Origin of the sequence: Amycolatopsis sp. NPDC051373 (genome assembly GCF_040689465.1) — a bacterium.
In the GTDB taxonomy this organism is placed as follows: Bacteria; Actinomycetota; Actinomycetes; order Mycobacteriales; family Pseudonocardiaceae; genus Amycolatopsis.
Genome location: NZ_JBFBAE010000036.1, coordinates 18,399 through 38,705 on the forward strand (window position 1 = coordinate 18,399; position 20,307 = coordinate 38,705).

The following is a 20,307-nucleotide window of genomic DNA, read 5'->3' on the forward strand; positions in this document are numbered from 1 at the left end:
ATGACCTCGGCGCACACCGTACGGAACCGGCCCGCCCCCGCGAAGCCGTCCGGACGGCCCCCACGGCGACGAGCGCTCACGCTGCGGCAGCAGGAGAGCAGGGCCGGACTGGCCCTGCTCTCCCCGACCCTGATCATCGTGCTGGTGGTCGTGGTCCTGCCCGTGGTGTGGACGATCGTGCTGGCTTTCCAGCGGCTACGGCTCGCGACCCTGCAACGCGAAGGCATCTTCGGACGCTTCACAATGCAGAACTTCGCGAAGGTACTCGGCTCCCCGGACATGTGGAGCTCGCTCGTCACCACGCTGGTCTACACCATTGGCGGCACGGTGCTCTCCCTCGCGCTGGGGCTCATCGCGGCGCTCGCTCTGCGCAAGCCGTTCCGCGGACGGGGATTCCTGCGCAGCGCGATGCTGCTGCCCTACGTCTCGCCGGTGGTGGCGGCCACGTTCGTCTGGGAGATCATGCTCAGCCCCCAGTTCGGCGTGGTCAACGCCTGGGGCAAGAGCCTGTTCGGCTGGGACAAGCCCGTGGCGTTCCTCAGCCAGGAGTCCTCGACGATCTCGCTCTTCGGCTGGCACGTGCACTTGCCGCTGGCGCTGCTGGTGGTGATCGCGTTCGAGGGCTGGCGCTACTTCCCCTTCACGTTCCTGTTCCTCGTGGCCCGGCTGCAGGCCGTGCCGTCGGAGCTGGAAGAGGCCGCGCTCGTCGATGGGGCCACGCCGACGCAGCGCTTCCGCCACATCCTGCTGCCGCAGCTCTACCCCGTGCTCGCTCTGCTGTCGGTGCTGCGGTTCATCCTGACGTTCAACAAGTTCGACGACGTCTACCTGCTCACCGGCGGCGGCGCGGGGACCGACGTGCTGAGCGTGCGCGTCTACGACTTCCTCACCGCGCAGTTCGACATCGGCGGCGCAGCCGCGCAGGCACTGGTCCTCGCCGCGGTGCTGGTCGTGTTCCTGGCCATCTACCTGAAGTTCTTCGCCCCGGAGGATCGCGCGTGAACCGCATGACGTTCGAAACCCGGCTGTTCGGGGTGCTGCGCTGGGTCACGATCGTGCTGCTGGCGATCGCGACGCTGTTCCCCTTCTACTACATGGTGCTGCTTTCGGTGCGGTCGCAGGACTCCCTGCTGCAGCACCCGGGTGACATCCTGCCCAAACTGTCGGACTTCACCGTCACGACCTACACGACCGTGCTCAAGTCGGTGGACGCCGGCGGCGACGGGCTGCTGAGCCTGCTCGGCAATTCGGCGCTGGTGGCGGTCGGCACGGTCATCGTCACCCTGGCGTTGTCGCTGCCGGGCGCCTACGCGGCCAGCCGGCTGCGCTTCGCCGGACGCAAGCAGGTGCACTTCCTGTTCTTGGCCGTCTACCTGTTCCCGTCTATCCTTCTGGCGATCCCGCTGTTCGTGATCTTCAGCAAGGCGGGCCTGCGCGACTCTCTGGTGGGGCTGCTCGTGGTGTATGTGGCTCAGGCGTTGCCTGTGTCGATCTACATGCTGCGCAACTACCTCAGCACCATCCCCGAGAGCATCGAAGAAGCCGCCGCGATCGACGGTTGCGGCCGGCTGGGGACCATGTGGCGGGTCACGCTGCCGCTCGCGGCGCCGTCGATCGTCGCCACTGGTCTATACGTCTTCATGATCGCGTGGAACGAGTTCCTGTTCGCTTTGCTGTTCCTCGTCGAGGACCGCTCGAAGTGGACGGTGTCGCTCGGGTTGTCGCAGCTCGCCGGAGGGCTCGAGGTGCCCAAGACGGTGCTGATGGCCGGGTCGGTCGTACTCACGATCCCCATCGTGATCCTGTTCTTCGCGGCGGAACGGCTGCTCGCCGAAGGCCTGACCAGTGGCGCGGAAAAGGGGTAGGAGATCACTACAGTTGCTCCGGTGACGATGTCTTCCGGCTATCTGCTCTGGTTGGTCCGCACGGGGAAGGCCCGCACGCGCGCCGATCTCCAGCAGCACACGGGGTTGTCGCGGTCGACGGTGCAGCAGCGCCTCAAGCCGTTGTTCGACCGCGGATACCTGCGCTCCCACGGCACCGAGGACTCGACCGGCGGCCGGCCGTCGGTCCTGCTCGAGTTCACCGACGAAGGTGTCGTGCTCGTCGCCGACCTGGACACCGCCGACGCTCGGCTGGCCGTCGTCGACCTCGACGGGTGCCGGCTCGCCGAGGAGCGAATCGAGCTCGAGGTCGCGGCGGGCCCGGTACCGGTCCTGGACACGCTCGATGTCCGGTTCCGCGCTCTGCTCGACCGAACGGGCCGGCCCCCGGGCCAGGTGCGCGGCATCGGCGTCGGCGTGCCCGGGCCGGTCGAGTTCTCGACGGGCACCGTACGCCAGCCGCCGATCATGCCGGGCTGGGACGGCTACTCGATCGCCGACGACCTGGCCGGCCGCTGGTCCGTACCGGTGCTCGTGGACAACGACGCGAACATCATGGCGCTGGGCGAGCACACCCAGCACTACCCGGGCTCGTCGCCGCTGGTGCTGGTCAAGGTGTCGGCGGGCATCGGCTCCGGGCTGGTGTTCAACGGCGGCCTGCTGCGCGGCGTCGACGGCGGCGCCGGCGACATCGGGCACATCCGGCTGCCAGGCCACGATGACGCGGTCTGCATGTGCGGTTCCCACGGCTGCCTCGCCGCCGTCGCGAGCGGTGGCGCGCTCGCGCGCCGGCTCACCGAACGCGGGGTGCCGACACGGTCGAGCCGGGAGCTGGCCGAGCACCTCGCGGCAGGCCGGCCCGAGGCCGTCGAGCTCGCGCGGGAAGCCGGCCGGCTCGTCGGCGAGGTCTTGACCACGGTCGTGTGCATGGTCAACCCGGAGGTCCTCGTCATCGCCGGTGACCTCGCCGACACGCACTTCGTCACCGGCGTCCGGGAGGTCATCTACCAGAAGGCGCTGCCCCGTGCGACGAGGCACCTGCAGGTGACCAGCAGCAGCCTCGGCGACCTCGCCGGCCTGCACGGAGCGCAGGCCATGGTGCTGGACGCCGCCTACGCCCCCGCCGCCGTCGACGAGCGACTCGCCCGTGAAGGAGCATCGTGACCGAAACGCCCCTTCGGATCGGGCTGGTCGGAGCAGGTCCGTGGGCCCACACCATGCACGCCCCGACCTTCGCCGCCGGTCCCGAAACCACCCTCACCGCGGTGTACGCGCGCCGCGCCGAGGCGGCCGCGGAACTCGCCGGGAAGTACGGCGCCGTCGCGACGACCGACTTCGACGCGCTGCTCGGCACCTGCGATGCCGTCGCGTTCGCGGTCCGCCCCGACGTCCAGGCCGACCTGGCGCGACGCGCCGCACGGGCCGGAAAAGCGGTGCTGCTGGAGAAACCGGTCGCGCTGACGTTGCCCGCGGCCCGCGAGCTCGCCGACACCATCGAGATCGCGGGTGTCGTGAGCCAGCTGGTCCTGACCAAGCGCTACCTGCCCGCGACCCGCGAGTTCCTCGACCGGGCGCGCTCGTTCGACACCGTCGGCGCCCGCTCGTGCTACCTGCACGGCGCCTTCCTCGGCGGCGACCTGGCCACCGGCTGGCGCCTCGAACACGGCGCGCTGCCCGACCTCGGCCCCCACCTGCTCGACCTGCTCGAATCCGCGCTCGGCCCCATCCACGCCATCCGCGCCACCGGCGACTCGACGAAGTGGATCGAGCTGACCTGCGAACACGAGTCCGGCGCGGTCAGCCAGGCCTCGTTGTCCGGCGTGATCGGCCTCGCCCGGCCGCGCACGACCGTGGAGCTGTACGGTCCCGCCGGCGCGCTGACCTACGACACCGCGGCCCTCGACCACACCGAAGCGTGGCCGATCTTGCGTGCCGAGTTCGCCGCGGCCGTCCGCGCGGGCCGCTCTTCGGCGCTCGACGTGCGGCGCGGGGTCCGGCTGCAGGAGCTGATCGCTCAAGCAGCCGGCTCCCTTCACGCCGCGAGCTGACTCGGGGTCATCCGCTCGGCACCGGCACCGCTGGGGTCGCGCCGTGCCATCGCTGATCGCGACATCCGCGTGGACCACGCGCAGCGGGAAATCGTTCGTCCACAACGGTTACGGGGAAAAGGTCATTCGAGTTTCGTGCACGCCTCGGATCGCCGATGGTCAGCTCAGGTCGCGTTTCCGAGGGCGCCCGCCGCCGGCGCCGCGACCGGGCCGCCCGTGTCCCAGGCTTCGATCTCGGGGCGACGGCTACGAGCCCAGCCCGGCGTGCGCCGGCGGAAGTTGGCGGCGTGCAGCGCCTTACGCAGGGACCGCCACGTCCCACGGACCTCGGCGATCAGCGCTTGTTCTCCGACGAGGTCTGGTCACCGGAAGCGCTCATTGACGAGCTCGAGCGTCTTGGGGCGGCCGCCCGATCCGACCTGATCGCGTCGTCGCAGGAGGCATCACGAACGGCGCGCTCCACACGCACCTCGGACACACACGTGTCCATGAGCTGGGCAACCAGTTCGGCATCGACCGCCGAACCGTTGGGGAGTTCTTCACCCGCAATGGTCTCCGGTCCGACCATCCAGGGTTATTCCCCTCCCCGAGCCGACCGGCGACCGTTCAGTCGAGCATGCCGCGGGCCAGCCAGTCGTCGGCATCCCGGACGCCGGGCAGGGCGAAGAAGTAGCCGCCGCCGAAAGGTGAGACGTAGTCGACCAGTGGTTCGTCGATGAGCAACGTCTGGAGGGCGACGAACTGCCGGTCGAGGTCGGCGTTGAAGCAGATGAAGATCATCCCCATGTCGAGCTGCCCGTTGCGCTCGATGCCGGCGCTGTAGTTGAAGCCGCGGCGCAGCATCCGTCGGTCGTCGGCCGTGCCGTCGTGCGGGTTGGCGAGCCGGATGTGCGCTGTCAGCGGCACGGTGTTGCCGTGCGCGTCCCTGAAGTAGCTGGGGAGCTGGAACTCCTCCTGGCCGGCTACTCGTTCGCCCGGGCGGCCGGACAACGGTGCGCCGGTGTCGCGGTCACGGCCGAAGATGCGCTGCTGCTCGTTGATCGAGATCCGGTCCCAGAATTCGACGAACATCCGGATCAGGCGGACCACGTGGTAGGAACCGCCGGTGACCCAGTCTGGTTCGTCGCCGCCTGCTTTGGTCCACACCAGTTGATCGATGAGATCGGGATGGTCGAGGATCTCCGTGTTGGCTGTGCCGTCCTTGAAGCCGAACAGGTTGCGGGGCGTCCCACTCGGCCGCGGCGGGCTGGTGAAGCCCTCCATCTGCCACAGCACCTGCAGGTCGGCCCGGGTCGTGCGCATCAGGATGCGCAGCGCGTGCAGCACGGTGTCAGGGTGATCGGCGCAGATCTGCAACAGCAGGTCGCCGTCGCAGCGCTCGGGGTCGAGCGCGTCGTTCGGGAACTCGTCCATCGCGCGTAGCCGGGCCGGTTTGACGCCCGCGAGACCGAACCGGTCGTCGAACAGGCTCGCACCGACACTGACCGTGACGGTGAGACCGTCGGGCACCGTGCCCGGGCCGAGCATGCCGTTCTCGTACGGGGTGGACACGAGCCCGTCGTCGCTGCCGCGCCCGGCCGGGGCGTCGCCCCCGTCGACCAGGTAGCGGATCGTCGCCGTCAGCGTCTGGAACATCCGCCGCAATGCCGGCCGGTCGGCCGCGGTCACGAGGAACGCGACGACGATCGCGGTGCGCTGCGGGGGCTCGAGAATGCCGGCCTGGTGGGTGCCTTCGAACGGCCGGCTCGCCGGCACGGCGGTGTCGCGTTCAGTCATGGGTGATCGGGCCTCGGTCGCGGGTGGCGTTGCGCGGGTCGATGACGACCGCGGCGTGGGAGAGCAATTCGACGCTGTGCTGCACTGCCGCGTTGAGCGCGGCCCGCTGCCGAATGGGCAGTGACGCCAATCCGACCCAGCCGTCGGCGTGGAGGTGGCTGCGGATCAACTGCTGGGTGAGCCGCAGCTGCTGGTCGGTCTGGTCCAGGTACGGGTCAAGCTTGCGCAGGATCGGTCGCAGCGGGTCCAGCGCCTGCCAGACCCCGGTGAGGTTCGCGTCCACGGTCGCCAGCTCGGTCTGGCTGCCGGCGTCGCCGATCCCGTTGAGGTCCCACTGCAAGGCATCCTCGAGGATCTCGTGAGCCCGCCGGCCCATGTCGATCGGCGTGATCGCGTTCGGCAGCGCCAGCTCGTCGGTGAGCCGCCCGATCGCCTCGAGCAACGCGTCGACGTGCGGCACGATCGTCGCCGCCGGCCGGTCACCCCACAGCATCGCCTCGATCTTGCGGAAGCCGGTGAAGTCCGCGTCCGCGAGGCGCGCGGGAGCGACTCCGCGCGGCGGGTCCGCGTTGATGTCGTCGCCGGTCTCGTCATACGCCCGGTAGGCGCCGCCCAGTGTCTCGTAGGTGAGGTGGGCGATCAGCCAGTCGCGTTTGGCGGCCGCCGCATCGCCGGCTTCCAGGTCGCCGCGCAGCCGTGTGACCTGTTGGGTGAGCGCGGGCAGCTGTCCGGTGATCCAGCCGACGTAGTCGTTGATCGGGATCCGCAGGTCCAGCGCAGTCACGGGGATGATCCCGTACACGTCGTAGGGCAACAGGTCACCTGTGACGATGACCGGCAGGCTGTACTTGATCGTGTAGTCGGTGATGCAGACCCAGCGGTACGTTCCGGGCGGCACCGATGCCGTGACCGTGCGGCTGACGCCGCGGCCGAAGTGCTCGACCTCGACGTAGATCCGCTCAGTCGCGGGGTCCTCCAGATAGATCTCCGCGCCGGCGCCCTCGTTGTTGACGAACACGAAGTCGTAGCGGCCGGCCGGTCCGCCGAGCCAGTCGTCGATGCCGTAGGGCGATCCGACGACCAGGACAACGGTCTGCGGCCGGGGTGGTGCGGCCGAGGCCGTCGTGATGCTCACCGAGCCCAGCTTGGGTGGCGGTCGTGAACGCGTTCGATGACGCCCATTGCGCACCGGTGAACAGCGGGTGACTCGATTGCGTTTTATCCGGGCAACCCCGACGGAGCGAAATCGCGGACGCCCTGAGACTTCCCGGAACGTTCACAACCTGATTCTCGCGGCGCCGAGACTTGCGGCAGTTGACTTTGCGGGGTTGGCGATTCAGGCCGACTCCCCACCACGAGAACCGAGGTACAAGCCCCATGTCGCAGAACGATTCGGACGGCACGAGACCGACGGCGGACCGCAACCGGATCTCCCGGCGCCGGCTGATCCAGGCCGCGGGAGCCGCGGGTGCCGCGGTCGCCGCCGGCGGGCTGGCGGCCGCCCCGGCCGAGGCCGCAGCCGACTCGGCCGTCCCGGTTGTGGCCGCAGCGGACGGCAAGCCCGGCTCGAAGCCGGTGCACCGCACGGGCACGATCAAGGACTTGAAGCACGTCGTGATCCTGATGCAGGAGAACCGGTCGTTCGATCACTACTTCGGCACCCTCGACCTGGCCGGCGCGCGCGGCTTCGGCGACAAGCAGGTGCTGACCTGGCAGAACGGCCAGACGATCTACTACGACCCCAACAGCCGTGCCGAGGGCTACCTGCTGCCCTACCACGGTGACAGCCTGAAGTACAACGCGCAGAACACCAGCGCGCGGAACCGGTACTTCATGGAAGCCGACGTGCCGTGGCACCACGCGATCGCCAAGGCTTACACCATCGGTGACCACTACTTCTGCTCGCTGGACACCAGCACCAGCCCGAACCGCATCATGATGTGGGCCGGCACCAACGACGCGGCCGGCACCCAGGGTGGTCCGGTCGTCAACAACAACGGCGACTACGGCTACGCCTACAAGTTCAAGACCTACCCGGAAACGCTGCAGGACGCCGGCGTCAGCTGGCAGATCTACGTCAACAACGACACCGACGACAACTTCCTCGGTGACTACACCGACAACACGGTCCGTTCGTTCGCGGCGTTCGACCCGAAGAACGCGAACCCGCAGAACACCATGCCCCGCGAGGGCCTGCTTGCCCGCGGCGGCGTGGTGCACGCCCACACCACGCAGCCCGCCGGCATCAAGAACGACACCTCCAACCTCGACTACGTGCTGGGGGACTTCATCGCCGACTGCAAGTCGGGCGACCTCCCCGAGGTGTCCTGGGTCGTCGCGCCCGCGGCGTGGACCGAACACCCGACGTACGCCCCGAACAACGGCGCGGTCTACACCGACCGGGTGATCCAGGCGGTGCACGACAACCCCGAACTGTGGGAGTCGACGCTGATCATCCTGAACTACGACGAGCCCGACCACGCGAACCGCATCGGTGAAGGCGGCTTCTTCGACCACGTCGTGCCGCCGATCCCCGAGGTGGGCACCGTCGGCGAGCGCGCGCCGGGGATCAAGCCCGGCATGGGCGGTCGCGTGCCGTTCGTGCTGGTCTCGCCGTGGACCCGTGGTGGCTTCGTCAACTCCGAGGTCTTCGACCACACCTCGACGATCCAGCTGATCGAGGAGTGGACCAAGAGCCTCGGCAAGCCGGCCATCTGCAACAACATCAACGACTGGCGGCGCAGCGTCTCCGGCAACCTGCTCTCGGCGATCGACTTCGGCAACTTCGACACGTCCTTCCCGAAGCTGCCGAAGCCGGCCGACCTGCTCAAGTCGGTCGTCGCCGACGCCAGCCTGCCGGCAGTGCCCCAGCCGGCCGTCGGTGCGCAGGTCATGCCGACCCAGCGGATCACCGGCAAGGCGAAGCGGAGCCCGCTGTCGTTCCAGCCCAACGGCGTCCTCGTCGAGAACCACGACACCGGGACCGCGACCGCGACCTTCACCGTCGAAGGCGGGCCCAACGGCAAGGCGGTCAACCTGGTCGGGCTGGCCGACAAGTACGTGCCCGCGCTGGCCGGCGCCGAGCCGCTCGGCATCGGCCAGGACGCGCTGCCCCTCACGGCCGGCAACCACCAGTCGAAGTCGTACACCTGGGACACCAAGGCGACGAACGGCAAGTACGCGTTCACCTTCTACGGGCCCGACCACTTCATCCGGTCCTTCGCCGGCACCGTCGTCCCGGCCAACGACCGGACCTCGGCCCAGCCGCGAGTCGACGTTCGGCTGGTCAAGGGGCACGCCCAGGGCAAGTCGTCCGACGCGACTGTCCAGTTCACCCTGTCCGCCGACGGCCGCCGGTCGGTGACCTACACGCTGACCGCGAACGACTTCGCCGGGAGGAAGACGACCATCGAGGTGCCCGCCGGCAAGCACAGCGTCGTCACCTGGCCGACCGAGGACGGCTACTACGACGTGATCATCACTGCAAAGGAGTCTGCCGACTTCATGCAGCGGTTCGCCGGTCGCGCTGCGGAGAAGTGAGCCTTTCGCTCGCCGTTTTGAGCTAAGGGATGTCTCGTAACTGCTCTTGTGGTTGGTGGGACTGGTGTTGCGGATCAGTCTGCGAGGAGGATGTTGTGCAGATGCGCGATGCCGGAGACCGTGTCGTTCAGCGTGCTGGCGGCGCGGCGGTAGTCGCGCAGGATCTTCCAGCACTTCATCCGCGCCAGCGCGTGCTCGACACGGGCCCGGATCTTGCGATGGCCGGCATTGAGGTCTTCCTGCCAGCCGGGCAGATCGCTGCGGTCACGAGGTTTGCGGTAGGGCATGATCACCTCAGGATTGCCTTGGTAGCCACCGTCGGCCATCACCGAACGCCCCGCCAACTTCTGCTCGATGCCGCAGGCGCGGTAGACGGTGCAGTCGCCTGCGTTGCCCGGATACGCGTCGCCGGTGGCGATCACCAACCGGGTGTCCGCGTCGATCGCGACCTGCACGTTCGCCGAATACCGGTAGTTCTTCGACGGTGCTGCCAGCCGGTGATCCCGCGTCGGCACCAGGGTGCCGTCCACGATCGCGATCGCGTCGATCCGCCACTTGCGGACCGGGCCCAGCGCCAGCAGCGGCCCGATCGTGTCGATCACCCGATGCGCCGCGGAATGCGACACCCCGAACAGCGGCCCGATCTGGCGCATCGTCAGGTTCGTCCGCCAGTACGTCGCGACCAGCAGCACACGATCGGCCAGGTCAAGACGCCACTGACGACCAGGTCGGCCATCGGCGATCTCGTCACCGCCACGTTTCGCCACGATCCGCACCAGCTTCCGGAACTGACCCGGTTCCAACCCCGTGAACGGGACAATCCACTCCGACCGCGACGCCGAGATCACCTGCACCACACCATGATCAACCACCACCCCCAACCGACCCACACCGGGTTACGAGACATCCCTTAGTCGCGATGTGCCCGCGTTCCCACCGGATCGCGGGCACATCGCGCTGCTTTGCGCTCTGTCCGCGCGCACCGCCCGATACCGGCCCCGTAGTGCGTAATCGGAGAACAGCCCCTTGAGGTTCCCGCGCAGGCCCCCGCTTCTCCGGGCCGACATGTCAGCGGCCGGTGCGGCGACAGCCGGAACACTCCCGCCCGCAGCCACCGCGACTGCGGCCGGCCACCGCACGCACACGCCCCGGCTTGACCTTGAGGTCCACGAAGCCGTGGTCGGTCCGGGTCACGATCACCCGGCCGACCGGTGGATTCCAGCCCCGGTTTGCCGGGCTGGGAGTCCGCGACCTTCTCCCCCACCGTCACCGACGCGATCGCCTTAAGCGAACCGTCCACCATCAATACTTTGGTCGCCGACGAAACTGTGCGTACAGTCGCCGTTCGCCGACGGGGCGCGGCCACGGGCACTGCGCAGACCACCCAGCGCGCCGAACGCCGCACCACCCACACCACCCGCCCCGCCGCGGCGGAGACCGCCGCCCAGCGAGCAGCAGCTCGCTCGTGCTCAAGGTGGTCCTCCCGGCCGGCGAATCCGGTTCCGCTGCTCCCGCGGTCAGTCCGTGAGCTCGGCGGGTACTGCGATCACGTCGACGAGGGCGCCGTTGCGGAGCACGGTGACCTCCATCTGCCGGCCGATCGCGTCGGAGAACAGGCGTTTCTGGAGTGATTGGGCGTTGCGGAGCGGGGCTCCGTCGACGGCGAGGACGAGGTCGGCCGGCTTCAGTCCGCTGCGCGCGGCGGGGCTGGCGTCCACCACCTCGACGATGCGCAACGCGGTGCGTTGTCCGAATCGTTCGGCTTGGGCCGGCGTCAGGGGCGCCGGGGTGGTCACCAGGCCGAGATACGCGCGGCGGACTCGGCCGTCGTGCATCAGTGCGTGGATGATCCGGTGGGTGGTGGCGTTGATCGGGACGGCCAGTCCGAGGCCGAAGCCGGCGACGGCGGTGCTGATGCCGATGATCCGGCCGTGGCTGTCGGCCAGCGCGCCGCCGGAGTTGCCGGGGTTGAGCGCGGCGTCGGTTTGGATGACGTTCTCGATCAGCCGCGCGGCGGTGCGGGTGCGGGCCGGAATGCTGCGGCCGAGGGCGCTGACCACTCCGGCGGTGACGGTGCCGGCCAGGCCGAGCGGGTTGCCGACGGCGACGACGAGGGAGCCGACGAGAAGGTTGTCGGCGTCGCCATAGTCCGGTGGGGCAGGGATTTCCCGGTCGGCGCGGATCACGGCGATGTCGGAGAGGGGATCGCGTCCCACGACGTCGAAGTGCGCGACGGTGCCGTCGGCGAACTCCGCGGTGCCATGGTGGCCGCCGGAGAGGACGTGGGAGTTGGTGATCAGGTGGGATTCGCTGGTCAGGACGACGGCCGACCCGGCGGATTCCCCGCTGCGGGACCGGATGGTCAATGCCGCGACGCGTGGTGTGAGCTGCTTGGCGACGGAAGTGACGATTGCCGAGTAGACGTCCAGTGCGTCGGGCTCCGCCTTGTCGTTGTCCATGTCATGCAAACGCGTCTCGTCGTGTGCCCGATTCCGTGGTTCACCGTCAGCGAACTGCGCCTCGGCGTTGGCGGTGTTGCCATCGGCCTGCTGACGGTATCGCTATCGGGAACCCTGCCGGATCACACTCGGTTCCTCCGCTCACCGTCCGGCTCGCCGAACAGTTCCGGGGTGACGTTCTCGTCGTAGCGGTGCAATGCGAGCGCCCGCGCGTAGCGTTGCGCCACCCGGGTCATCGCCGGCTCGCCCGGTGCCTCGGTCACGCCGAAGACGGTTCCCTGGTAGTCGAGCGGTTCCATCACCGAGGCGATGCGTTCCCGTTGCTGCGGTGGGATCAGCTGGACCGGGTTACCACCGGCGAACCAGCCGATCGGCACCGCCGTTCCCGGCGGCACCACGGTGTTGACGTGCACCACGGCCCCGAACTCGACATCGGCGCCGGAGCCGATGCGCGCGCCGTTGTAGATCATCGCTCCGGTCGCCACTCGCGCGTTGCCGTCGATGACGCAGCCACTGAGGTGGGCGTGCGGCCCAACCAGGACGTGGTCCCCCAGACGAACCGGATGGCGCAGGGAGCCTCGTAGCACTGCGTGCTCCATGATCACGCAGTGCGCGCCGATCTCGACCGGCCCTCCCTCCGCGGTGAGCACGGCGCCGAAGAGGACCCGGCTGTGCGGCCCGACGGTCACGTCACCACACAGCACGGCTGTCGGGGCGATGTACACGGACTTGTCGACGCGCGGGTGCCGATGCTGGTGTTCGATGAAGACCGCGCCGCGGCCCACCGGATGCAGATAGTCCTCGGGAAAGGTCATCGCGGCCTCCGATCGGTGGGGAAGATCGGCACCGACGGCAACAGCGCTGCCGCGCCGGGACCGCACCACAGCACGACGCTACGCCCGACCTACAGCCAAGGCCAGGCCATGTGCCGGCGAAGGCTCCAGCGTTCCATGCAGATCGAGGACGTGCGTCAGTCACCACACCGCCGGGGCGAGCCCGGCGCAACGAGAGTCCGCCGAAACCCACAGCAGCCGAGCCTGACGTCAGGAACGCAGTTGCAACGCCGCGGGTCGAATCGCGGCGGCGAGAGCGGGGTCCTCGCGGGCCGACGGTTCTTCACCGGCCGCGAGCACATTCGGATCCTGGTTGTTCGACGTCGTCAGCCCTCACACGTCGTAGTACAAGGCGAATTCGAACGGGTGCGGGCGCAACCGCAGCGGGTCGATCTCGTGCTCCCGTTTGAAGTCGATCCAGGTCTCGATCACGTCCATGGTGAACACGTCACCTTTGAGGAGGAACTCGTGGTCGGTTTCCAACCGGTCGATCACAGCCTCCAGTGATCCTGGAACTTGGGCGACATCGCGAGATTCCTCGGGCGGGAGCTCGTAGAGGTCCTTGTCGATCGGCGCCGCCGGCTCGATCTTGTTGCGGATCCCGTCGAGTCCGGCCATCAGCATGGCGGCGAACGCGAGGTAGGGATTGCCGGAGGAGTCGGGGCAACGGAACTCGATGCGCTTGGCCTGGGGACTGCTGCCGGTGATCGGGATTCGGACGCAGGCGGAGCGGTTGCGCTGGGAATACACGAGGTTGATCGGTGCCTCGTAGCCCGGGACGAGGCGGTGGTAGGAATTCACCGTCGGATTCGTGAAAGCGAGCAGGCTCGGCGCGTGGTGCAGAATGCCGCCGACGTAGTGGCGCCCGATATCGGACAGGCCGCCGTAACCGGTCTCGTCGTAGAACAGGGGCCCGTTCTCGTCCCACAGCGATTGGTGGCAATGCATGCCGGAGCCGTTGTCGCCGAAGAGCGGTTTGGGCATGAAAGTGACGGTCTTGCCGGCCGCCCACGCGGTGTTCTTCACGATGAACTTGAACAGCTGCAGGTCGTCCGCGGCGTGCAGGAGAGTGTTGAACTTGTAGTTGACCTCGGCCTGGCCGCCGCTGCCGACCTCGTGGTGGGCCTTCTCCACCTCGATTCCGACGCCGGCCAGGTTGCGCACGATCTCATCGCGCAGGTCGGCGAAGTGATCACGGGGTGGGACCGGGAAGTACCCGCCCTTGTACGGCGTCTTGTATCCCTGGTTTCCGCCGGCTTCGTCGGCGCCGGTGTTCCACCAGCCCTCGATCGAGTCGACTTCGTGGAAGGCGCCGTTCTCCGCGAAATCGAACCGGACGGAGTCGAAGATGTAGAACTCGGCCTCCGGCCCGAAGAACGCGCGGTCCGCGATGCTGGATTCCGTGATGTACTGCTCGGCCTTTCGGGCGATGTTGCGCGGGTCGCGGCTGTACGCCTCGCGAGTGAACGGGTCGTGCACGAAGAAGTTCATCGCGAGGGTCTTGTGGGTGCGGAACGGGTCGACGCGGGCGGTGACCGGGTCGGGAAGCAGCAGCATGTCCGACTCGTGAATGGACTGGAACCCGCGGACCGAGGAGCCGTCGAAGGCGAGCCCTTCGGTGAAAGAGTCCGCGTCGAAGGAGGCGGCCGGGACGGTGAAATGCTGCATGATGCCGGGCAGGTCGCAGAACTGGACGTCGATGAACTGGACGTCCTCATCGGCGACGAAACGGAGGATCTCATCGGCGTTGGTGAACATGTTCTCCGGTCTCCTTCGCGAGTATCGAGGACGGATTGCGGCGAGCTCAAGACACCAGGGCGACACCGATCGCGGCGGCGCCGAACCCGGGCACGGCGTCGGTGAAGGTGGGGATAACGGTGCGCTCTGTGATGCCTTTCCGCAAGACGGTGGTGGTCGCGCCGCCCAACAGGCAACCGGACGTGAGCGCGCTGGGGAACCCGATGCCGGCGGCAGCGAGTGGGCTGTGGCCCCGAATGCCGAGCAAGGCCGCGCCGGTGAGGAGGGCCGTTCCGAGTGGGCCGCCGAGCAGCATCCAGAGTTTCACGGGCCCGCACCCCAACCTGTGATCGCTGGGATCGTGAAACAGGGAGGGACTGTTGGCGGCCGAGACCGCGGTTCGGGTCCGGTGAGCCCCACCGCCGGCGCAAGTGCGCTGGAGGTTGAGATTACTGCATTTCGAGGACGTCTTCGGTGGAGCCGAAACTCCGTCGGTCCGGAGCAACGCCGAACCCAGGCGTCCTCCGGACCGACGACGGGCTACGAGTTCAGCAACCGCACGGTGAGCGGGCGGGCCGCCGGTTGCGCCGGCGTCCGCACGGTCACCGTCCTCGTCGCGGGGTCCCAGGCCCAGGACCCGTCGGCGCTGCGGTGACCGTCGATGAGCACCGCCGACGGCGCCTTGGTGTCGGTGAACTGGACGGTCCACGTGCGCTGCGCCGGCCTGCCCGGGTACGACCCGTGCATGGCGTCGATCGCGAGTGTCGCCGAGTGGGCCCCCTCGGTGTAGGTCATGCCGGTCGTGGCGCCCTTCGCGGAGGGCGACTGCCCGTCGTCCTCGTAGAGGGTGAACGCACCGTCGTGGCCGCCGGCCACGGTGACCGTCGCCGCGGTCAGCGGGTTGTTTTCGTCATGGGTCACGCTCCCGCTGCGGGTCACCATGATGCCGCCCGAGCGCAGGAACACCGGCATCGTGTCCCAGCCCGTGGTGATCTGCGCCGTGGTGCCGCCGTGGTAGATCTTCCCCGTGAAGTAGTCCGTCCAGTCGCTGCCGGGCGGGAACCACACACTCGTGGTGGCGGTGGCACCAGGGCTGGTCACCGGCGCCACCAACACGTCCGGGCCGTACAGGTACTCTCCGCCCGCCTGGGCGTAGGCCTCCTGCTGGCCCGGGTACTGCAGGTACAGCGGCCGCACGAGGGGCAGGCCCGTTGCGGTGGCCTCCTGCGCAAGCGTGTACGTGTACGGCACGAGATCTTCACGCAGGTTCAGGAACTTCGTCGCCGACGCGTCCGCGGCGGCACCGTACTGCCACGGCAACCGGTCGCTGTGGTTCGAATGCAGCCGGTCGATCGGCTGGAAGGTACCGAACTGCACCCAGCGCGCGTACAGGTCGTCCGGCAGCTTCGTGCTGCCCGGCTCGCTGCCCGGTTCCTGCAGGCCCCCGGTGTGGCCGCCGATGTCGTGGCTCACCGAGGCCAGGCCGGTAGCCGCGGACTCGCCGGGCGTGTAGCCGACCTCGAATCCCAGCGTGGCCCAGTCGGAAACGGTGTCGCCGGTGAAGTGCAGGGTGGTGCGCTTGTCCGCCCACGGCCCCGTGGGCACCGGGGTGGGCGAGCTGTAGCCACCGGCCTGCAGCGAGCCGTACGCGCGGGAGAACGCGAACCCGCGGCCGACGGTCTTCGCCGCGTCGTCGGCGTACTGCTGGTTGATCCACGCATCCGGCGTGACGCCGGCGAGGCTCGAGTTCGACCCGTCGCAGCACCAGTCGAGCCACCAGAGGTCGTTGCCTTGCTGCTCCATCGGCCGGTGCAGGTCGAAGTAGGCCTTCAACTGGTCCGGGTCGCCGAAGTCGAACACGTAGCAGTCGGTGCCGCCGCCCCCGCAGCTGCCGGGCTTCAGTTTGCCCTTCGCGGTCGCCTGCGCCGCCGGGAACTGCGGGTCGGAGGCGAGGATGCTCGGGTGGATGTTCAGCGCGGTGTGCAGGCCCTGGTCGTGCGCCCACTGGAAGAACGCCGCCGGGTCGGGGAACCGTGACGGATCGATTTCCCAGCCGTTCCACTTGTTCGGCGCCTTGAAGTCGGTGTCGACGACGAGCATGTCCAGCGGCACGTTCTCCGACTGGAACTTCGGCAGGATGTTCTGCTCGAAGTCCGCGGCCGTGCGGTCGTAGTACTCGGAGTACCAGACGCCGTACGACCAGCGCGGCAGCAGCAGCGAAGGTCCGGTCAGCTGGGACAGCTCACGCAGCGCGCGGGCGTAGTCCTGGCCGTAGGCGAACACGTACCCGTCCTGGTAGGCCTTGCCACCATGCCCAGAGCGCTGCGTGACGACCTTGGTACGCGGGTCGTACAGTGCCGAGGCGGTGTCGTCGAGCAGCGACCAGCCGTCCTGGTAAAGGATCCCCGGTGCGGTGACGGCGGTGCCGTCCACGCCGTCGAGCCCGCGCCGGTAGCCGCCCAGCGCCGCGTGCGGGGCGAGCAGCGGCGAGTGGGGCCGGGCGATCGCGACGGTGTCGATGTTGAGGTGGCAGTTCGTCGAGTCGGGGCAGCCGAGCGTCACGGTGTTGGTGCCGGCCGCGAGCTTGACCGGGACGGCCGTGGTCCGCCACGAGTTCCAGCTGCTCGTCGCCGGCAGCGTGAGGCTGGTGGGTGCAGCGTCGCCCACCCGGAGGGACAGGGTGGTGGGTTGGGTCTGGCCGGAGACGGCGGTCGCGTCGGCGTAGCGCAGTTGCAGGTCGTACGAGCCCTTCGCGGGCACCCCGGTCACGGTGAGCGTGTCGGACGCGTCCGCCTTTTCCATGCCCGCGAGGAAGCTCTTGCCGGAGTAGCCGTCGTGGTCGCTCGCCGGGTGCGCGCCGCCGGCCAGGGCGCCCTGCTCGGCTTCGCAGAGGGCGCCCAAGGCGCACGGTGTGGGCGCGGGCGGAACGGGCTGCGGGTACGAGGCGCCCGTCGTGACCACGGCGAGGCTGTCGATGTTGACGTTGCCCGAGTCGGTGGCGCCGCGCTCGACGGTCACCTGGTGCTCCCCCGCGGACAACGTCACCGGCACGGTGGCGAGCGTCCAGGTGTCCCAGTCGGCGGTGGGCGGCAACGACACCGTGTGCGGGTCACCGCCGTCCACGAGGACCGTGAGCGTGCGCGTGGTGTGCTGCCCGTCGCCGCCGGACCCGTTGGCGTACCGCAGATCCAACTGGTAGGCGCCGGCCGCCGGGGCGGTCGTGCGGAACGCGAGGTCGTCGCCGGCGTTGGCGAAGCCCGCGGCGAAGCCGTCGCCGGTGTAGCCGCGGTGGTCGCTCGCCGCGCCCGGCCCGGAAAGCTGCAGGTTCTCGGCCTCGCACAGGGTGCCGAACGCGCAGACGGGGGTCAGTTTGCCCGTCCAGGGGCCAGCCGTGACGTCCTGGTCGCCCGTACGAAGCTCGACGGTCAGATTGTCGTCGGAGAACGCCCCTGAGCCGAGTTTGTACCGCAACCGCACGGCGCTGGTCCGGATCGTCAGCCAGCCGTCACGCTTCGTTGTGGTGTACGGGGTTCTGGCGAAGCTGCCGCGGCCGACCGCGTTGAATGTCCCGGCATCGACGAAGGCGGAGTCGCCCGCGTACTCGGTCCGGATGAGCGTCGGCGAAAGAACCTCGAACCGCGCCTGCCCGGCCGTCACCGTTTGAGCGGCCAGGCCGGAAGCGGGCGCCGCACCGGCGGAAGCGCCGGTGGACACCAGCGTGCCCGCCAGACACAGCACGGCCAGCAGCCGCACCAAAGGTCGTCGTCGGACAGATGTTGCCCGTGTGGCCACCGTTGCCTCCTAGACAGATCTTCGGCGACGGTAGTTCGGCAACGATCAAGAATGAAGACGCGGGTTCAAGGTTGTCCGATGTTCTGTCCTGGCGGGCACTCACCACACAGCGCCGAGCGTGGGGCTCCGGGCGTGAAAGATATCCGTTCAAGGGAACGGTTTCCGGACGAGTTCGAGCACCTGGGCGATGGTTCGTACGGCTGGCCCTAGGCGACGCCACCTCCGGCGGAAATTTACCGCCACCGAACCGGGCATGCTGCCCTTCGGATCGATATCCGGACGAATCTCGGACCATGAAAATCGAGTTCGGAGAAGTTCAACGAAGCGTGCATCAAACGCCCTTCAGAACACGATCAAGTGCTGCGCGACCTGCAGGTCCCCAGTGAGGCTTGCCGCCGGGAAGACCCCGATCTCCGTTCTGCCCCATGAGCATCAGGAAGAGGCTCTTCATCGCGGCCAGCCCGCGGGCGCGGCGGATCGCCGCCTCGTCCGCGTGCGCGTACATCTCGAAGAACCGTGAGGCCGTGCCCGCGGGTAGCAGCACCCATGCGGCGGCGAGGTCCCACGCTGGATCGCCGGCGAACATGTCACCGAAGTCGACGATGCCCGAGAGCGTTCCGTCCGAGACGACGACGTTCGCAGGATGGAGGTCGCCGTGCACCCACACGGGCGGGCCCTCCCACGCCTGGGCCGCGACGGCGTCGTCCCAGACGGCCCGGACGTCGGCAGCGATGTCGTCAAGAGCAACGGCCTGGAAGAAGTTGTCGAAGCCGCCCGTGCAGTTCCTGGGATGGGCACCCCGATCCGTGGCGATCGGCGCCTCGGCGGGTGCTTCTACATGGAGCGCCTGGAGGAAAGCCGCGAGCGTATCGGCCGCGTGGGCGCCGCGGCTGATCGTGCCATGGTCCAATGGCTCGCCGGGAACCCACGTCATCACGGTCCAGTGCTTGGGGAAGCGCTCGGACGGTTCGCCGAACCGCACCGGGGTCGGCACCGGGAGCGGCAGGTGCGGGGCCAGCACGGGTAGCCATCGCCGCTCCTTGAGCTGGAGCTCCGGGGTGGAGTCCATCCGCTGCATGCGCACGGCCAACTCGTCCCCGAGACGCCACATTTGGTTGCCCCAGCCGCCCGCCACCTCACGGATGGCCAGCCCCGCAAGGTCTGGATGTTGTTCCTGCAGGAGGTCGCGGACCAGGTCTGCGGTGATCTCGATCTCGGCGTCGGTCATACGAAGTCACAGTACTGAGGCGGCGGGTGTCGGCCAGGGCAGGACTGTGAGCTCGGGCCACTGGTGGCGCCAACGACTGGTCTTGGCCTCGAAGACACTGCGTGGGGCCAGGATTGGGTTGGGCCGGACGATGAGGTTGAACACGTCGGATAACCCGTGCGGGGCGTAGACGCGCCAGCGTCCGCCTGGTTCGACGCGGACCCCCAAACAGCAGGTGGTCGCGGCGAAGGAGTCGATCGCGTCCTCAGTGGAGGTGTGGGCGGGACATGGCGTCCCGAACTTGTCCTCGTACCAGAGATGGACGCGCGCCTCGTTGCGGATCTCCACCTCGGCTGGGATGTCGGCGAAGACGCGCTTCGCCGACTGGATCACCGCGTCCTCCGCTTCCCAGGACAGGTCGGTGGCGTCGAAGTAGAACAGGTCGTAGTCCTTGATGCCGTCGCCGGGCGCCCGGTTGGTGACTGCGTTCCAGACGGTCTGGAACAGACAGCCTGCCGTGAGATACCAGCCGGGCAGCCCCAGCGACACCGACCGGGACAGTACCTCCATCAGCACCTCGTTGCGGGAGAGCACCTTTCGGAAGGCGTCGAGTTGTTCGTCAACAGGTAGTTGGCTGATCACCGCTTATGCCTACCATCTGCGCGGCGAGCATCGGGCACCGCAAACGCGATGAACCGAAATGATCTTGAATTCGGAGGTGGCCGCGTGGCTGATGACTCACGGCGAGGAGGCGCGCGGGCGCCGGCCTGAAGTTCAACTTCCTTCAGGGTCTCGCGGCAGTCGGCGCAGAGAACGAACGCCTGGCTGAGGCTGCCCGAGGTGTTTGGCCATCGTTGCTGCGCCGCGCCCTCCAGTGCTTAGGCGGCGACCCGAGCCCCTATGACGACCATTGGGGCGACTGGGCCACCGCTGCCCTCCTACCGGACCCACTGCCCTGGGTGCAAGGTCTATACAACGAGGTCGTCGGCGCAGCCATCGACTGGGCGCCGTACAGCCGATGACGTCTCGCGG

At 68.5% G+C, this 20,307-nt stretch carries 16 protein-coding genes; 5 read left to right on the top strand and 11 right to left on the bottom strand.

Going from position 1 to position 20,307, the window contains the following annotated elements; genetic code table 11:
* From AB0383_RS43635 to AB0383_RS43650, 4 genes are read left to right on the top strand one after another with little or no spacing between them, the layout of a single operon-like run.
* Window positions 1–1,002, top strand: a complete 1,002-nt coding sequence (locus AB0383_RS43635; protein WP_364175784.1) for a sugar ABC transporter permease — start codon at window positions 1–3, stop codon at window positions 1,000–1,002.
* A 5-nt stretch (window positions 1,003–1,007) separates the two neighbouring features.
* The gene (locus AB0383_RS43640) at window positions 1,008–1,865 is read left to right on the top strand and encodes a carbohydrate ABC transporter permease (RefSeq protein WP_364175787.1); all 858 of its coding nucleotides are present in this window, start codon (window positions 1,008–1,010) and stop codon (window positions 1,863–1,865) included.
* 27 nt (window positions 1,866–1,892) lie between these two features.
* Window positions 1,893–3,047, top strand: coding sequence for an ROK family transcriptional regulator (locus tag AB0383_RS43645; RefSeq protein ID WP_364176409.1), 1,155 nt, complete (start codon window positions 1,893–1,895; stop codon window positions 3,045–3,047).
* On the top strand, window positions 3,044–3,931 hold the full coding sequence (locus AB0383_RS43650; RefSeq protein ID WP_366190326.1) for a Gfo/Idh/MocA family oxidoreductase: 888 nt from the start codon (window positions 3,044–3,046) through the stop codon (window positions 3,929–3,931). The genes AB0383_RS43645 and AB0383_RS43650 overlap by 4 nt, the downstream gene beginning before the upstream one ends.
* A 334-nt stretch (window positions 3,932–4,265) precedes the next feature.
* Here AB0383_RS43650 and AB0383_RS43655 read toward each other — a convergent pair whose 3' ends face one another.
* From AB0383_RS43655 to AB0383_RS43665, 3 genes are read right to left on the bottom strand one after another with little or no spacing between them, the layout of a single operon-like run.
* Entirely contained in the window at window positions 4,266–4,499 is a 234-nt protein-coding gene (locus AB0383_RS43655; protein WP_366190327.1) for a hypothetical protein, read from the bottom strand.
* A 38-nt stretch (window positions 4,500–4,537) separates the two neighbouring features.
* Window positions 4,538–5,707: a Dyp-type peroxidase gene (locus tag AB0383_RS43660; RefSeq protein WP_366190328.1), complete on the bottom strand. Its 1,170-nt coding sequence runs from the start codon at window positions 5,705–5,707 to the stop codon at window positions 4,538–4,540.
* A complete protein-coding gene (locus AB0383_RS43665; protein ID WP_366190329.1) occupies window positions 5,700–6,842 on the bottom strand; it encodes an EfeM/EfeO family lipoprotein in 1,143 nt (380 codons plus the stop codon). The genes AB0383_RS43660 and AB0383_RS43665 overlap by 8 nt, the downstream gene beginning before the upstream one ends.
* Before the next feature lie 242 nt (window positions 6,843–7,084).
* Here AB0383_RS43665 and AB0383_RS43670 point away from each other — a divergent pair, with 242 nt between their 5' ends.
* The gene (locus AB0383_RS43670) at window positions 7,085–9,247 is read left to right on the top strand and encodes an alkaline phosphatase family protein (RefSeq protein ID WP_366190330.1); all 2,163 of its coding nucleotides are present in this window, start codon (window positions 7,085–7,087) and stop codon (window positions 9,245–9,247) included.
* Between the two features lie 74 nt (window positions 9,248–9,321).
* Here AB0383_RS43670 and AB0383_RS43675 read toward each other — a convergent pair whose 3' ends face one another.
* The 8 genes from AB0383_RS43675 to AB0383_RS43710 form a co-directional block, all read right to left on the bottom strand.
* The gene (locus tag AB0383_RS43675) at window positions 9,322–10,101 is read right to left on the bottom strand and encodes a transposase family protein (RefSeq protein WP_366190331.1); all 780 of its coding nucleotides are present in this window, start codon (window positions 10,099–10,101) and stop codon (window positions 9,322–9,324) included.
* Between the two features lie 663 nt (window positions 10,102–10,764).
* Window positions 10,765–11,706 (bottom strand): trypsin-like peptidase domain-containing protein, encoded by a 942-nt coding sequence (locus AB0383_RS43680; protein WP_364175801.1) that lies wholly within the window; start codon window positions 11,704–11,706, stop codon window positions 10,765–10,767.
* Between the two features lie 122 nt (window positions 11,707–11,828).
* Window positions 11,829–12,521 carry a gamma carbonic anhydrase family protein gene (locus tag AB0383_RS43685; protein ID WP_364175803.1) on the bottom strand — a complete coding sequence of 231 codons (693 nt, stop codon included), beginning with the start codon at window positions 12,519–12,521 and terminating at the stop codon, window positions 11,829–11,831.
* Between the two features lie 351 nt (window positions 12,522–12,872).
* On the bottom strand, window positions 12,873–14,297 hold the full coding sequence (gene glnA, locus AB0383_RS43690) for a type I glutamate--ammonia ligase (RefSeq protein WP_364175805.1): 1,425 nt from the start codon (window positions 14,295–14,297) through the stop codon (window positions 12,873–12,875).
* 46 nt (window positions 14,298–14,343) lie between these two features.
* Window positions 14,344–14,604, bottom strand: coding sequence for a hypothetical protein (locus AB0383_RS43695; RefSeq protein WP_364175807.1), 261 nt, complete (start codon window positions 14,602–14,604; stop codon window positions 14,344–14,346).
* 212 nt (window positions 14,605–14,816) lie between these two features.
* Window positions 14,817–18,029: a TIM-barrel domain-containing protein gene (locus AB0383_RS43700; RefSeq protein WP_366190332.1), complete on the bottom strand. Its 3,213-nt coding sequence runs from the start codon at window positions 18,027–18,029 to the stop codon at window positions 14,817–14,819.
* 370 nt (window positions 18,030–18,399) lie between these two features.
* Window positions 18,400–19,296 carry an aminoglycoside phosphotransferase family protein gene (locus AB0383_RS43705; protein WP_366190333.1) on the bottom strand — a complete coding sequence of 299 codons (897 nt, stop codon included), beginning with the start codon at window positions 19,294–19,296 and terminating at the stop codon, window positions 18,400–18,402.
* Between the two features lie 6 nt (window positions 19,297–19,302).
* On the bottom strand, window positions 19,303–19,917 hold the full coding sequence (locus AB0383_RS43710; protein ID WP_366190334.1) for a nucleotidyltransferase family protein: 615 nt from the start codon (window positions 19,915–19,917) through the stop codon (window positions 19,303–19,305).
* Between the last annotated feature and the right edge of the window lie 390 nt (window positions 19,918–20,307).

Bases quoted from the DNA above. Each gene is read 5' to 3' on its own strand.
- AB0383_RS43670 (WP_366190330.1), top strand. From the start codon at position 7,085: ATGTCGCAGAACGATTCGGACGGCACGAGACCGACGGCGGACCGCAAC.
- AB0383_RS43660 (WP_366190328.1), bottom strand. From the start codon at position 5,707: ATGACTGAACGCGACACCGCCGTGCCGGCGAGCCGGCCGTTCGAAGGC.
- AB0383_RS43680 (WP_364175801.1), bottom strand. From the start codon at position 11,706: ATGGACAACGACAAGGCGGAGCCCGACGCACTGGACGTCTACTCGGCA.
- AB0383_RS43635 (WP_364175784.1), top strand. From the start codon at position 1: ATGACCTCGGCGCACACCGTACGGAACCGGCCCGCCCCCGCGAAGCCG.
- glnA (WP_364175805.1), bottom strand. From the start codon at position 14,297: ATGTTCACCAACGCCGATGAGATCCTCCGTTTCGTCGCCGATGAGGAC.
- AB0383_RS43655 (WP_366190327.1), bottom strand. From the start codon at position 4,499: ATGGTCGGACCGGAGACCATTGCGGGTGAAGAACTCCCCAACGGTTCG.
- AB0383_RS43685 (WP_364175803.1), bottom strand. From the start codon at position 12,521: ATGACCTTTCCCGAGGACTATCTGCATCCGGTGGGCCGCGGCGCGGTC.
- AB0383_RS43705 (WP_366190333.1), bottom strand. From the start codon at position 19,296: ATGACCGACGCCGAGATCGAGATCACCGCAGACCTGGTCCGCGACCTC.
- AB0383_RS43645 (WP_364176409.1), top strand. From the start codon at position 1,893: ATGTCTTCCGGCTATCTGCTCTGGTTGGTCCGCACGGGGAAGGCCCGC.
- AB0383_RS43640 (WP_364175787.1), top strand. From the start codon at position 1,008: ATGACGTTCGAAACCCGGCTGTTCGGGGTGCTGCGCTGGGTCACGATC.